General features: G+C 64.2%; 13 protein-coding genes and 1 tRNA gene. 7 read left to right on the top strand and 7 right to left on the bottom strand.

Annotation, left to right across the window (positions count from 1 at the left end; translation table 11 throughout):
• Positions 1–337 precede the first annotated feature (337 nt).
• Together ACQY4S_RS02635 and ACQY4S_RS02630 are read left to right on the top strand one after the other, a co-directional pair.
• Positions 338–414, top strand: a tRNA-Arg gene (locus ACQY4S_RS02635).
• 528 nt (positions 415–942) lie between these two features.
• Positions 943–1719: an SDR family NAD(P)-dependent oxidoreductase gene (locus ACQY4S_RS02630; protein ID WP_428483641.1), complete on the top strand. Its 777-nt coding sequence runs from the start codon at positions 943–945 to the stop codon at positions 1717–1719.
• On the opposite strand, the gene ACQY4S_RS02625 is transcribed toward ACQY4S_RS02630, so the two are convergent.
• Positions 1645–2130: a TIGR03668 family PPOX class F420-dependent oxidoreductase gene (locus tag ACQY4S_RS02625; RefSeq protein ID WP_428483639.1), complete on the bottom strand. Its 486-nt coding sequence runs from the start codon at positions 2128–2130 to the stop codon at positions 1645–1647. The genes ACQY4S_RS02630 and ACQY4S_RS02625 overlap by 75 nt on opposite strands.
• A 67-nt stretch (positions 2131–2197) precedes the next feature.
• Between ACQY4S_RS02625 and ACQY4S_RS02620 the strand changes: the two genes are divergently transcribed.
• The gene (locus ACQY4S_RS02620; RefSeq protein WP_428483638.1) at positions 2198–2788 is read left to right on the top strand and encodes a protocatechuate 3,4-dioxygenase subunit beta; all 591 of its coding nucleotides are present in this window, start codon (positions 2198–2200) and stop codon (positions 2786–2788) included.
• A 312-nt stretch (positions 2789–3100) separates the two neighbouring features.
• On the opposite strand, the gene ACQY4S_RS02615 is transcribed toward ACQY4S_RS02620, so the two are convergent.
• The 6 genes from ACQY4S_RS02615 to ACQY4S_RS02590 all read right to left on the bottom strand — a co-directional run bounded on the left by ACQY4S_RS02615 (position 3101) and on the right by ACQY4S_RS02590 (position 10063).
• The gene (locus ACQY4S_RS02615; RefSeq protein WP_428483637.1) at positions 3101–3457 is read right to left on the bottom strand and encodes a hypothetical protein; all 357 of its coding nucleotides are present in this window, start codon (positions 3455–3457) and stop codon (positions 3101–3103) included.
• A gap of 135 nt (positions 3458–3592) precedes the next feature.
• Positions 3593–4132, bottom strand: a complete 540-nt coding sequence (locus ACQY4S_RS02610) for an NAD-dependent epimerase/dehydratase family protein (protein ID WP_428483635.1) — start codon at positions 4130–4132, stop codon at positions 3593–3595.
• Positions 4133–4296: 164 nt separating this feature from the next.
• On the bottom strand, positions 4297–4533 hold the full coding sequence (locus tag ACQY4S_RS02605) for a hypothetical protein (protein WP_428483634.1): 237 nt from the start codon (positions 4531–4533) through the stop codon (positions 4297–4299).
• A 47-nt stretch (positions 4534–4580) separates the two neighbouring features.
• A complete protein-coding gene (locus ACQY4S_RS02600) occupies positions 4581–6299 on the bottom strand; it encodes a hydantoinase B/oxoprolinase family protein (protein ID WP_428483633.1) in 1719 nt (572 codons plus the stop codon).
• Positions 6300–6600: 301 nt separating this feature from the next.
• On the bottom strand, positions 6601–7911 hold the full coding sequence (locus ACQY4S_RS02595; protein ID WP_428483631.1) for a PQQ-dependent sugar dehydrogenase: 1311 nt from the start codon (positions 7909–7911) through the stop codon (positions 6601–6603).
• 79 nt (positions 7912–7990) lie between these two features.
• The gene (locus ACQY4S_RS02590) at positions 7991–10063 is read right to left on the bottom strand and encodes a hydantoinase/oxoprolinase family protein (protein ID WP_428483630.1); all 2073 of its coding nucleotides are present in this window, start codon (positions 10061–10063) and stop codon (positions 7991–7993) included.
• A 550-nt stretch (positions 10064–10613) separates the two neighbouring features.
• Here ACQY4S_RS02590 and ACQY4S_RS02585 point away from each other — a divergent pair.
• From ACQY4S_RS02585 to ACQY4S_RS02570, 4 genes are all read left to right on the top strand, one after another.
• A complete protein-coding gene (locus tag ACQY4S_RS02585) occupies positions 10614–11252 on the top strand; it encodes a protein-L-isoaspartate(D-aspartate) O-methyltransferase (protein ID WP_428483629.1) in 639 nt (212 codons plus the stop codon).
• A 72-nt stretch (positions 11253–11324) separates the two neighbouring features.
• Complete coding sequence (locus tag ACQY4S_RS02580) at positions 11325–11759, top strand: hypothetical protein (RefSeq protein ID WP_428483627.1); 435 nt, start codon at positions 11325–11327, stop codon at positions 11757–11759.
• A 170-nt stretch (positions 11760–11929) separates the two neighbouring features.
• Positions 11930–12361: a hypothetical protein gene (locus tag ACQY4S_RS02575; RefSeq protein WP_428483626.1), complete on the top strand. Its 432-nt coding sequence runs from the start codon at positions 11930–11932 to the stop codon at positions 12359–12361.
• Positions 12358–13446: an AI-2E family transporter gene (locus ACQY4S_RS02570; protein WP_428483625.1), complete on the top strand. Its 1089-nt coding sequence runs from the start codon at positions 12358–12360 to the stop codon at positions 13444–13446. The genes ACQY4S_RS02575 and ACQY4S_RS02570 overlap by 4 nt, the downstream gene beginning before the upstream one ends.
• Positions 13447–13454: the final 8 nt, after the last annotated feature.

The following is a 13454-nucleotide window of genomic DNA, read 5'->3' as shown; positions in this document are numbered from 1 at the left end:
CGCGCCAGGCTGTCGACGTCATGTCGGGATCGGTCGACCGTGGCTGTTTCGCGGCGGTAGCAACGCGGGCGCCCTGCCGCTGTCCGATCAGAGTGGGAATGATTTACCGGCCACGCCGTGAAGCGGCATTGCCGCCGACCGCATCCAGAGGAGGCTTGATACCGAGGCGAGCCAACAAGCTCGTCACGATTGGTCATGGATCGCCCCTCGCCCTGCGGTTTGACCGATGCTATAAGCCGGACGGCCTTCACTGGCTGGTCGCGTTGAGGCTGACGCTTCAGGCACGGGTCCGGATGCTGGGGTCGAGCGCAAATGCAGTGATGTCGCAAAGGGTCAAGTCTCCGTAGCTCAGCAGGATAGAGCACAGGATTCCTAATCCTGGGGCCGTGGGTTCGAATCCCGCCGGGGACGCCACCACAGACAGCGCGTTATCTACTGTTCCATTGCTTCGCGCGCGCTTTGCGGCATTTGTCGACAGGATACCTGAAAACGAGCCTGCCCGGCCGGCGCCGCGCCGATCAGTTTCATTTATAACAAGATGTTCGAGCAGATCCGTCCCGGCGCACCGACCACCACGGCCAGGTGGTCTTTCCGGAACAGGACAGCCAAGTGGACCACGCCTGGTCGAACCGTCCCCCAGCCGGGACCGCGCGAACAGAAGCGCGGAACGGCGCCGTAATCACATTGCCTATTGCGGCCATACTTCGCATCGTCGCCAATTAGAAGATGCACATGCCGTGATCATCATCGAGCATCTCCAGTACCGCCACATAGACCATCGTGCTGCTTGCACGGTTCTCCCGTGGCCGTGCCTAGTGCCGATCAAGGCGTCTGATCAATTCCTTGTGGAAACAAGCGCCCGTCCGAATCTTGTGACCAATGCCGGGCTTGTACTGGTCTAAGCTAAGCTACCGCAAATAGCGCGGAGTAACGGAGGCTAGCATGGCGACATGGCGCGACCAGGTGGCGCTGGTAACCGGCGGCGCACGCGGCATTGGGCGGTCGATCGCCCGTCGGCTGGCGAATGAGGGTGCATCGGTCTGCGTCAACTACCTCGCCCGTGCGGATGCCGCGGAATCACTGGTATCCGATATTCGGGCAAATGGCGGCCGAGCCATTGCGGTTGCCGCCGATGTCGCCGATGACGCCGCGGTGGAGGGCATGGTGGATCGCGTCGCCGCCGCTTTCGGGCCGGTAACGATCCTGGTAAACAATGCCGGTATCTCGCACAAGGGCACGCTGGACAACTACGACGCGGACAAGCTGGAGCGGATGCGCCAGGTCAATGTTGATGGGCTGATCCACACCACCCGCGCCGTGATGACCGACATGCGGCGACAGAAATACGGCCGGATCGTCAACATCACGTCGATCGCCGGCCTTGGCACGGCGCTTCCCGGCAATGCATTCTATGCCGCGACCAAGGCGGGGGGCCAGATCCTGACCCTGCGGTTCGCCATGGAACTCGGCCCCTTCGGCATTACCGTCAACGCCGTGGCGCCCGGTTTCGTGCAAACCGACCTGACGCGCGGCAGCGGGAATGAGGCCGCGTGGAAGGAGCGCGCGCAGCAGATTGGCGCCCTGTCCATGATGGGACGAGTCGGCGAACCCGATGACATCGCCAACGCGGTGGCCTTTTTCGCCTCACCCGACTCCGGCTGGATCACCGCCCAGGTGCTGGCCGTGGACGGCGGGCGGATGGATTACATCGGGCATTAGCCGACCCCAGGCGAGAACCTTGGCGATGCGCACTGCGATCACCGGAAGCGGCGACAAGTCCATCGCGTGGTATTGCGGGTAACGCGACCGGAGCAGATCCTGCGCCTGATCATGTTCCGGACCAGCCGTCAGGATCGTCGCCAGACCGCGCAGCATGACCCAGCCGAGGCGAGTCCAATCCTCGTCCCATCGGTCGACGCTGAGCGCCACCGCCGGATTAGCCTGGATGTTGCGCAGGCGCTTGAGCGGGACGTCGGCCCGCTTCGGCTTCTCGTCCACCGTGATGTAGACCGATGTGTCGTGCAGGCCGAAGCAGACCGGCACGACGTGCGGGGCACCGCGATGATCGACGGTCGCCAGATGGCCGACGCGGCTGGCGTTCAGGAAACGGCATTGCACATCGGACAGCATGGCGCCACCATAAGGGACGTTGCGCCGGTGCCGGCTCAAGCCCCGGCACAGCGAGGGGAGAGTGACAATGAATGATGTTGTGACCGACAGCCAGAGTGCTGCCGCCATCCTGCCGGGGACGCCGCCGCAAATCCTGGGTCCGTTCTACCCGTTCATGCACACGCCGACCGACAGCGGCGACCTGACTGGCGGCGGACGGGCACTGGGAACCGTGCTTTATCTGTCCGGCCGTATCCTGGCGCGAGATGGGCAGCCTGTCGCCGGCGCCTCGGTGGAGGTCTGGCAGGCCAATGCCGGTGGCCGCTACACGCATCCCAACGACGACAACACCGCCGCGCCGCTGGATGAGAATTTCCATGGCTTCGCCGTCACCACCACGGATGGCGAGGGCCGCTACGCCTTCAAGACCGTGCGTCCGGCCGCCTATCCCGCCGCACCGGGCCGCTGGCGTCCTGCCCACATCCACTTCTGCGTCACCAGCCGACATGAACGCCTGGTGACGCAGATGTATTTCAAGGGTGATGCCTATAACGAAACAGACTCCTGGCTGAACAGCGCCAGCCGCAAGGATCTGCTGATCGTGGATCCCACACCGGCGGTCGGCAAGGAGCCGAACGCGCTGGCGGTGACGTTCGACATTGTGCTGATGCGAGCATAAGCCGGCGGCGGTGGCTATTCCTTGCCGACCCCTACTGTCCTTGCCTCCTGTGGATCAAGAGGCCTGTCGGTTGCAGCAGCCTGTCGCTTGCACCAGGGCGTTGCATGCTTTCGATGTCTTGGTCCGCGCAGGGCGACCCCATCCACGCCGACTGTGCCGGTCCTGGTACAGGCAGAGCGGGCGGATTTCCGCGCACTGTTGTTTTGAAGGAAGGCCTAGGAAGTCTCGATCGCAAAGCGATTGAAGGTTCGATCAGGACGGAGGGTCAGGCCAGGCAACTTGAATGGCGGGACTGCATTCGGTCTCAAGAGGTCATTGACGGGCACTGAAAAAAGCTTCCTCGGCGGCATAATCGAAATGGTCTCTCGGGTAAGCGGCGAGGACGGGGAAGTGTTGTTGCCACTCCCCGCTCGCGACAGTCTCTAGCAGCCAGTCGCACGTCACTTTGACAGCATCGGCATAGGTTGTCTTCGGCAAATAACCCAGATCCAGGGCCGCTCCACAATCGACCACGAAAGGGCGGGGCAGAGACCACGGCGTTCTGCCGATCTTTGGCGGATAGTCCGTTTGGTCCAGCTTCACGATATATCCCGTGTAACCAAGATGCCGCGTAATGAACCAAGCAATGTCGGCCACTGTCGGCGCCGTGGGATCGGCGATATTCAGCACCCGGCGTCCGGGCGCTTCCGCGGCAACGCGGGTCAATGCGGCAATGTTGGCGACAGCCGACGTATGAAAACGACTGATTCCCCGATACGCCAGCGGTATGGCCGAGCGACGGTCGAGGATGCGTTTGACAAACCACTATTCCCTCGGATGACGAGAGTTTGGCCCATGAATCGCACACGGCCGTAAAATCGTAACCGGTGTTGTGGCGTCATCCAGCAGATGGCGTTCCAGTGCGACCTTCCGCGTCGAGTAGGTCGTTGGCCCGGGATCAACCGTCGCGTGCGTTTCCGGAATTGGATCGCGTAATTCCGGAAAGCCGTGTTGCGATGCTTCATCCAGGCTCCGGCCAAGATCATCTCGATAGACGCTGGCTGAAGAGATGACGACGAAACTGCCCACGCTACCTTGAAGGCTGATCAATTGGCTGCCGTGGTTTCGTTCATAAGCGGTGGTGTCGACCAGCGCATCCGCGCCGGTGCCAAGGACGCGCGAAAGCTGGCCAGGATTGTCTCGGTCGAGCGTGACGACCATGGCACCCCGCTCGACAAGGTCCTCCGGCGCGGGACGGCCGCCACGATGAGAGATCGTGACCCGCCAGTTGGCGGAAAGAAACTCGCTTGCAACCGCTCGGCCGACTTGTCCGGTTCCGCCGAGGATGAACGCGTGGCGTGACATGTGCGGCTCCTTACCAATGCACGTTCAGCAAGAATCGCCATCCACTGCGATCATGCGCGATCCAACTGGTATCAAGGATCATGGCCAGAGGCATGGACAGGTATTGTTCCTTTCAACAAGCGGTCGCCGGTTGCCATGCATAAATGGCCTTCTATCGTAATGTCCTATGCGGTTAATGCCATGGCGCGCGCGTCATCCACGACTTGCAACGCCGGTCCCGGCGAGAGCAATTCTACCGTCATCCAGCCGCGCAGGCCGAGCCGGCCTGTCAGAGACAGCAGGGCGGTGGAGATCAGCGACCGAAGCGCCACCGCGATCGGAAACCCCGGAATCACCCGCGCATGATGACAGCTCGGCAGGGAGCTAATCCAGGCGAGCTGCGGGTCTGGCACTGAGTTCACCCGCGGCGGCTCGTGCGCTGACGCGTCAGCGCATAGGCCGGCTGGTATCAGGTTGTCCGCAGCGAGCGCAGCCGCTGGGTTTCGGCCTCGTCGACCTGATGGCTTTCGGTGACGGCCACCTTGTACAGCCTGCGCGCATTTTCCGCCGACACCAGACCATCCCGCACGTCTCGCGCGACCAGGACCGGGTCCCGCACCGCCGGATTGCCCAGGCCGGCACCGCCAGGCAGTTCCAGGATCAGCCGGTCGCCGTCGGGAATGACCTGGAAGCCCTTGGTTCGCAGCAGCTTGCCCGATTGTTGGGCGACGCGTCCGGCGGCGCCGTTCAGCCCGCCCTCCCGGCCTTTCGGCGCGTTGGCGATGCGGTCGAAGCTGGCGTTGACGGCGAATTCCAGGTCGCCCTTGGTGGCGATTTCCATGATCTGGCCGACGCCGCCGCGGGTACGGCCGGCCCCGCCGGAATCCGGCTTCAGCTCCTTGCGCCAGAGGATGATCGGGGCGACGTTCTCGGTCGCCTCCACCGGCATGGTGCGGACGCCGGAGGGGAAGGCGGTGGCGTTCAGCCCGTCCTGCGTCGGCCGCGCGCCGGTGCCGCCGGAGTTAAAGGTGATGATCTCGAAATCGGCGATAACCGGCTTGTTGCCGCGCGACTGGCCGGAGATCGCGCCACCGCCGCGCAATGGCGGGTTCCACAGCGCGGAGGCGCCCTCCGCGGTGACCCGCTCCGGCACCGCCTGGTGCAGGCAACCCATCATCAGGTCTGGCAGCAGGTGGCCGATGACATGGCGGACGGAAACGGGGTAGGGATGCGGCGCGTTCAGGATGCAGCCGTCCGGTATCCTCATCCGGAACGGTGCCAGCGATGCCCAGTTGTTGGGAATCTCCGGCGCCACCACGCACTTGATCCCGAAGCACGAGTAAGCCCTGCAGTACGCCGGCGGAACGTTTATGCCGCGGGAGGACAGGCCGGAAGTGCCGGTGAAATCCACCTCGATGCGGTCATCCAGGATGTCCATCGATGCGGCCAGACGGACAGGTTCCTCGTAGCCGTCGGAGAAGATTTCCGCCTGATACGTGCCGCGCGGGATGCGGGCTATTTCGGCCAGCGTGGCGCGGCGGGAACTGTCGAAGATGAACCGTGCCAGCGGGTCGAGGCTGGTCATCTCGAATTCCGTCATCATCTCGGTCAGCCGGCGGACGCCGGCGTCGTTGCAGGCACATAGCGAGTAGATGTCGCCTTCCAGTTCCACCGGCAGGCGTGATCCGGCGCGCATGAAGTCAAAGAAGGTCTCGTTCTGCCGGCCCTGATCGAAGCATTTGACGATCGGGATATACATGCCTTCCTCGTAGACCGAGCGTCCCTCCGGTCCCATGCCGAGGCCGCCGATGTCGATCACGTGGGCGGTGTTGGCGAACAGGCCGACGATCGTTTCGCCGTGGAACGCCGGTGTGACGACGGTCAGGTCGTGCAGATGGCCGGTACCAAGCCAGGGGTCGTTGGTAATGTAATGATCGCCGGGACGCATGGTGGTGGTGGGGAACTTCCGCAGGAAGTGCCCTACGGACTCAGCCATGGAGTTGACGTGCCCGGGGGTGCCGGTGACGGCCTGGGCCATCATCCGGCCTTGAATGTCGAAAATGCCGGCGGACAGGTCACCGGCTTCGCGGACGGTAGTGGAGAAGGCGGTGCGGATCATGATCTGCGCCTGTTCCTCCACCACCGCGATCAGGCGGTTCCACATGATCTGACGATGAATCTGCGCCATGGCGCTGGTTTCGTGGGACATTGGAAGGGCCTATGGGTGCTGGTCGGTAGGACGGGTAAGCTTAACCATACGAACGGGTCGTTTGCGATCCCTGGCCATGAAGCCTTGATGACCGTCGCGGTCTACGCGTCATTTTATCCAGCGGCGTCGTCATGCATGCAACCCGGAGCCGATTGGGACCAGCAATTGCTGATACCCGCGCAAGGCTCCGGCCATGCGGCGGTGGTGTGGAGGCCGCGTTCAGGAGCGCTGTTTTGAAAGACGGGGGTACTCCGCATGCAGATGCACCTTCGGCGCGTGCTCAGCGCTGCCGCTCGCCAGTCACGCGCCAGATCACATTGCCCACATCATCCGCCATCAGCAGGGAGCCGTCGGGACCGATGGCCACACCAACCGGCCGGCCATACGACACCCGTTCGTCCGGAGCGAGAAATCCCGATAGGATGTCACGCGATGGGCCGGCCGGGCGTCCGTTCGCGAACGGCACGAAGACGAGCTTGTAGCCGCTCAGCTTGCTGCGGTTCCAGGAGCCGTGCTGTCCGATCGCCATGCCGTCCGGGAAGCCCGGAAGCGTGCCGGCCGGCACCCAGCAGAGGCCCAGCGAGGCGGTGTGCCCGCCCAGCGCGTAGTCCGGGGTCATGGCCTGCGCGACCGCGGCCGGATCCTGCGGCACCCGGTCGTCCACCGTCTGCCCCCAGTAGCAATAGGGCCAGCCGTAGAAGCCGCCCTCGCGCACGGACGTCAGATAATCGGGCGGCGTCTCGTCGCCCAGCCCGTCGCGCTCGTTGACCACGGTCCACAGGGCGCGGGTCTCGGGCTCCCACGCCAAGCCAACCGCATTGCGCAGACCGGAGGCGAAGATGCGGCTCTGCCCGCTGGCAAGATCCAGTTCATGGATGGCCGCTCGGCCTTCCTCCACGTCCATGCCGTTGTCGCCGATATTGGTGAGTGAGCCGACGCCGGCATAAAGCTTGCGGCCATCGGGGCTTGGCAGCAGGCTTCGCGTCCAATGTCCGCCGGGCTTGAACGTGGTCAGCTTCCGACCGGGGGCCGTGATGCGGCTGGCGCCCGCCGTATAGGGGAAGGCAACCACGCCATCAGTGTTGCCGACGTAGAACGTATCGCCCACCAGCGCCATGCCGAACGGCTGGTTCTGTCCCTCCAGGAACACCTCGCGTATTTCGGCGACGCCGTCGCCGTCCGCATCGCGCAGCAGCGTGATGCGATTTGCGCTGACACCCATGGCGGCGGCGCGTCTCATCGTGCTGACCATGGCGTAGTCGAAGACAGACCTGGGGGGTCGGTCCGCGTTCATAGCTTCGGCGATCAGCACGTCGTCATTGGGCAGCACCTGAATCCAGCGGGGATGATCGAGACCGGTGGCGAACGCATTGACTGTCAGCCCGGGTGCGGCAACTGGCGTCTGTCCCTGGGCCCATCCCTGGGCCGTCGGCATCTTGAGTGTCGGGATATTGCCCTGCGGCCTTGCCGCGGGTATTGCCGGCGCGCTGCCCCAGGCCGGCTCAGGCGAGCCGTCGGTCCACCGACGTGTCAGAAGCGCCGCGCCGCCGACCAGCGCGACGACGCGCGAGAACATGTCCGAGACGTTCAACGTGATATTCCTCTGGTGGCGTATCTGCTGACAAAGCTGGCCTGGATGATGACGGTTGGTGTGGCTGGCCTCGCTCGGTTTACCGCGTCATTTCGATATACCCCAGCGCGCTGACCACCGCCGTCCATCCCGGTCCGATCAAGGTGGAGGTTTCGTCCTCCACCACCACCGCCGGGCCGGTGATGTAGGCATCCGGCCCCAGCGTATCCCGGTCATGGATCGCCCAGGCCGACACCGTACCCGTCGTCGTGTCCCGCACAAGTTGGGTCCGCGCCGGTTTCGCTTCGGTCCGCGGCGCGCCTGGGCTGGACGGCATAGGTGCCACCTTATCGGTCACCGTGGTCACGACGACGGCATAGCTCATGATCTCCACATCCGATCCCGGCACCGGCCGATCGAAGAACCGGGCGTATTCCCGGTCGTAGCACTCCCGGATCAGCGGGATATCCTTGTCGCCCAGCACCGCGTTCGGCAGCGGCACTGGGATCTCGTGCCCCTGTCCGACGTAGCGCATATACGCTGTGCGGGTTTCCGTTGTCAGGGCGCCGAAGCTGCCTTTGGCCACAGCCGCCTCGGCGTCCTGCCGCATATTGTCCAGCAGATCGTTCACCGCCGCGGCGTCGAATGTGGAGAAACGCTGATACAGGCTGCGCACGACCTCGTATCCCACGGGCGCGCGCAGGAAGCCGATGGCGCTGCCGACACCGGCGCCGGAGGGCACCAGCACGCGGGTGATGCCGATCTTCTCGGCCACGCGGCAAGCATGCACCGGTCCACCGCCGCCGAAGGCGATCAGCGTCCGGCCTTGATACGTCTTTCCGGATTCAATCGCATGCACGCGGGCGGCGTTGGCCATGTTCTCGTCAACCATCTCCACCACGCCCAGCGCCGCCAGTTCGGCGGACAGGCTCAACCGGGCGCCCACATCGGCCAGCAGCGCGTCATGCGCGGCGGTAAGGTCCAGCTTCATCGAACCGCCGGCGAAGCGTGCGGGATCATAGCGCCCAAGTGCCAGATTTGCGTCCGTCACCGCCGGATGCACGCCGCCTTTCCCATAACAGGCCGGCCCCGGATCGGCTCCGGCGCTCTCCGGTCCAATACCAATCCGGCCCATGGTATCGACATGTGCAATTGATCCGCCGCCGGCGCCGATTTCCACCATCTCGATCACCGGAATGCGCAGCGGCAGGCCCGACCCCTTGCGAAACCGCCCGACCCTCGCGACCTCGAAGCTGCGGGCGGTCTGCGGCTTGTAGTTATCGATCAGGCAGATCTTCGCCGTGGTGCCGCCCATGTCGAAGGACAGCACGCTGTCCAGCCCGCATTCGCGGGCGATATGGGCGGAGAAGATCGCGCCGCCCGCCGGCCCGCTTTCCACCAGGCGGATCGGGAAGCGGCAGGCGGTTTCGATCGTCGTCAGGCCGCCGCCGGACATCATCAGGAACAGCGGTGCGGCGGCACCCGCCGCGTGCAGGTCGGCCTCCAGCCGCCGCAGGTAGCGCGCCATCATCGGCTGCACGTAGGCATTGGCGACAGTGGTCGAAAACCGCTCCCACTCACGCATTTCCGGCGACACCTCCGACGACAGGGAAACCGGGACGTCGGGCAGTTCCTGCCGCAGGATCGCTTGGATCGTTTGCTCGTGGATTGGATTGACGAAGGCGTGCAGCAGCCCGATCGCGATGCTTTCGACCCGTTCATCGCGCAGAACCGGGATCAGCGCGCGCACCGCCGCCTCGTCCAGCTTGAGCAGCACCTGACCGGTGTTGTCCAGCCGTTCCGGCACCGGCAGGCGCAGGTGGCGGGGCACCAGCGGCTCCGGCAAGGTGATGTTCAGATCATATTGGTCGTAGCGGCTTTCGTTGCCCATGGCGATGACGTCGCGAAAGCCTTCGGTGGTGATCAGGGCGGTGCGGGCACCCTTGCGCTCGATGATGGAGTTGGTCGCGAGCGTGGTGCCATGGATGATCAGGGCGATGTCGGCTGGTGCGATGCCGGCTGTATTGGTGATCGTGCGGACGCCGTCCATGACGCCGCGTTCCGGTGCGGCGGAGGTAGTCAAGACCTTGATTGTCGTGCGTCGGCCGCCGTGCTCCAGAGCCAGGTCGGTGAAGGTTCCGCCGATATCGACGGCCAAACGCGCGGAGGTCATTCAGCAGGTCCTTATCATGTCTGTTTTCCGCCAATGCCTGCTCACACGCTGTCGTTGATAGCACCGCGGAAGGATGCCTATGGCACAGCTCTGTCGTTCGGAACCTTGATGACAATGTCAAGGTTCGGCTGCGAGCCATTCCGCGGCGTGCCGTGGATACACCAGTCAAGCCATCCGGTGAACTGGGAGCGGACAGCGCAGCGCGCTGCAAGACCATCGGGTGTGTAAGACAATGCGGAAATCCCGGGACTGCGTGTGCATATGATCATGCCCTTTCGAGATATCGCCGAAGGAAGATCAAGCCCACCAGGCGCTTGTCGCGGTTCGGGACGGGACGGCGGCGCACCTTCAAGTCGCTCGTCCTGATTGGCACGCCATCGCCATCTTGATTCGCGCGGCCAGGACGCTGCCAACACGCGGCCCGAAGCTCTCGACGCAGTCAACCCTTGTTCAGGCTGGCCGCGAAATCGTGTCCATCACCCCACCTCCTGGAATCGGTTACTTCTTCACGCGTTCTATCGGGTGCAGGTGCCCGTGCGGGGAGGTCGCCATGCTTAATCCGGCAAGACAACGCGCGCGCATGGTGCGCAATCAGATTGCCCGGCGCGGCGTATCAAATCCTGACGTGCTGGCCGCCATGCGTCGGGTTCCGCGGGAGCGTTTCGTTCCCGCGCACCTTGCGGCGTTCTCCTACGACGACGGGCCACTGCCAATCGAAGCGGGACAGACCATCTCCCAGCCATACATCGTGGCCCTGATGATCGAGGCAGCCAAAGTCGCGTTCGGCGACCGGGTGCTAGAGATCGGCACCGGGTCGGGCTATGCGGCCGCGATCATCAGCCGGATCGTCGATCATGTGTATACGATCGAGCGTCACGCCGTGCTGGCCGACATGGCGCGGCGGCGGCTGACTGATCTTCGTTACGAGAATGTGGATGTGCGCACCGGCGATGGCACTCACGGTTGGCCTGAGGCCGCGCCGTTCGACGCGATCCTTGTCGCGGCGGGCGGGCCGGAGGTCCCGGATACCCTTCGCCGCCAGCTCAAGGTCGGCGGCCGCCTGGTCATGCCTGTAGGCGAGCATGACGACCAGCGTCTCGTGAAACTAGTCCGTACAGGCGAAGACGCGTTCCAGCAGGAGGATCTCGGCGGCGTAATGTTCGTGCCGCTGATCGGCGCGCACGGCTGAAGCGAGAACCGCAAAGCGCCCGCTCAAGTTGCGCGGCCCGCGCCGGTGCGAACGGTTCGCCCTGTATCGGCAATGATCGCCGCGGCCGCCAAACCTTTGCCCGACATCGAACATCGTGAATTCGGCGGCTTTGCTGATGCCCGCGTGGTCATGCTCGATGAGGCAGGCCACGGCACGAGCGCGTTCTACCGCACCCGTGCCATGACTCACCGGCTGATCGAACAGCCCGGTGTTATCATCGTGGCGGTTGAGGCGGATTGGTCCGCTGCGGCCGTCGTCAACCCCTATGTTAGCTTACCCGCTCCATCGATGCCCGCTTGGTCAAGGATGCCGAGGAGTGCGACCGCACCCGCTGCGGCTGGGGCCTTCGTCCAGGAGTTGGCGTGTGATGGCACCGAGTTGCTCGGGCGCGGTGCCCACCGGCACCGTCAACCTGGCAGCCGGCTGGGTTGGCAGTCGGGATCAGGCCAGGTAGCCGGAGACGACGACGCTGACCCTTCGGCTTAGGGTCAGTCCGCCATCCTGCCACAAGCGCAGGTGCCTGGTAAAAGCCCCTCGATGCTGGGGGTGCAGCGCGCGCCGCATTGGCGTAAAAGCGACTTCCAGCCCCTGGGTCGAGCCTGCGGGTAGCCCAACATCCAGCGAAAGTCCAAATCGTGCGGCGAGAAAGCATTCTGATGATCTGGATTGGTGGCTTAGTCCTGGCTGCCGCGATTTACGGGATCGGCCCGGACCGCTTCCTGGATGTCTGTCTGAGTGCGATCGCCACGATCGACGCCATGTTCCATCAACTGATATTCAACCTTGGTTTCCAGGTTTTCGGCGTCGTGCGGGCATTGGCCATCGCGCTTTACGTCATGTTCGTTGTCCTGGCCATTCTGGCTGCTCAACGAGGCCAACGCAGCACATGGGCTATGATGGTTGTCACGGTGCTCTTCCTAATCCTGGTATGGCGTCCGTATTCCGAGTATTCCGCCCCGGTCGGTCGCTGGATTCTGGCCTTCGCGCTCGTGCTCGTCGGCGCCATCGTGATGACGCAACGGTTGCTGGCACCGCCGTTACGGCGCGATGGACCCTGGCCGCCACAGTTTCCTGGGCGCCCGAAATGAGCCAGTCTTCAAACAACCGACCTGCCGACGCCCTCGCCGCGCACGGTGCGTCGTACCCGCAGCAGGCTGCCAAGGCCGTGCTTGTCCTGTTGCTGACCCTGCTGGGGCTGTGGACGCTGCACAGCTATCTGCCGGCGCTGATCTGGGCTCCTATCCTGGCTATCGCCGTCTGGCCGCTGTATACCCGCGCCATCCGCCGTTGGCCCCCTGGCAAGCACAATATCCTGCTTCCCAGTCTGTTCACCGCCGCGGTCGCGATGATCTTCATCATTCCCCTGGTGCTGGTCGCTTATCAGGCCGGGAAAGAAGCGCACGGCGTATTTGAAACCGTCGACAAGGCCCGCACCGAAGGCATTCCGCCGCCGGAGTGGCTCGGTCACCTGCCGGTTGGCAGCCAGCAGGCGACGACCTGGTGGCAGCAGAACCTGGCAAGCCCCGACTCCGCCTCTGCCCTGCTGCAAAAGGCGCGCGAATCTAAGTTCGTGTCGAACGGCCGTGAATATGGCGCGGAAATCCTGCACCGCGTCGTGCTGTTCGGCTTTACCGTGCTAACGCTGTTCTTCCTGTTCAAGGAGGGCGAAAGCCTTAGCGCGCAGATGCTGCACGCCAGTTCCCGCGCGTTCGGACCGGCCGGTGAGCGGATCGGGCGGCAGATGATCGCCTCGGTGCACGGAACCGTCGACGGCCTGGTATTGGTCGGCCTGGGTGAAGGCTTCATCCTTGGCATCGCCTACCTGCTGACTGGCGTGCCGCACCCGACCCTGCTCGGCCTGTTCACCGCCATTGCCGCGATGCTGCCATTCGGTGCGGCGCTGGTGTTTGGAATCGCGGCGCTGATCCTGCTGACCCAGGGTTCAGTGATGTCCGCCATCATCATTGGCGTCACCGGGCTGGTGGTGACGTTCGTGGCCGACCATTTCATCCGCCCCACGCTGATCGGCAATGCCACGCGCCTTCCATTCCTCTGGGTCCTGCTCGGCATTCTGGGCGGCGTCGAGACCTGGGGGCTGCTCGGCCTGTTCCTCGGTCCGGCCCTGATGGCGGCATTGATCATGCTGTGGCGGGAGTGGGCCGGGTCACAGTAGGGCTGCGA

The sequence above is a fragment of the Rhodopila sp. genome (genome assembly GCF_965276935.1).
In the GTDB taxonomy this organism is placed as follows: domain Bacteria; phylum Pseudomonadota; class Alphaproteobacteria; order Acetobacterales; family Acetobacteraceae; genus Rhodopila.
This window is presented reverse-complemented; position numbering and strand designations above follow the sequence as displayed.

Coding starts and splice junctions, on each gene's coding strand:
- ACQY4S_RS02570 (WP_428483625.1), top strand. CDS start 12,358: ATGAGCCAGTCTTCAAACAACCGACCTGCCGACGCCCTCGCCGCGCAC.
- ACQY4S_RS02575 (WP_428483626.1), top strand. CDS start 11,930: ATGATCTGGATTGGTGGCTTAGTCCTGGCTGCCGCGATTTACGGGATC.
- ACQY4S_RS02585 (WP_428483629.1), top strand. CDS start 10,614: ATGCTTAATCCGGCAAGACAACGCGCGCGCATGGTGCGCAATCAGATT.
- ACQY4S_RS02620 (WP_428483638.1), top strand. CDS start 2,198: ATGAATGATGTTGTGACCGACAGCCAGAGTGCTGCCGCCATCCTGCCG.
- ACQY4S_RS02630 (WP_428483641.1), top strand. CDS start 943: ATGGCGACATGGCGCGACCAGGTGGCGCTGGTAACCGGCGGCGCACGC.
- ACQY4S_RS02580 (WP_428483627.1), top strand. CDS start 11,325: ATGATCGCCGCGGCCGCCAAACCTTTGCCCGACATCGAACATCGTGAA.
- ACQY4S_RS02610 (WP_428483635.1), bottom strand. CDS start 4,132: ATGTCACGCCACGCGTTCATCCTCGGCGGAACCGGACAAGTCGGCCGA.
- ACQY4S_RS02625 (WP_428483639.1), bottom strand. CDS start 2,130: ATGCTGTCCGATGTGCAATGCCGTTTCCTGAACGCCAGCCGCGTCGGC.
- ACQY4S_RS02590 (WP_428483630.1), bottom strand. CDS start 10,063: ATGACCTCCGCGCGTTTGGCCGTCGATATCGGCGGAACCTTCACCGAC.
- ACQY4S_RS02600 (WP_428483633.1), bottom strand. CDS start 6,299: ATGGCGCAGATTCATCGTCAGATCATGTGGAACCGCCTGATCGCGGTG.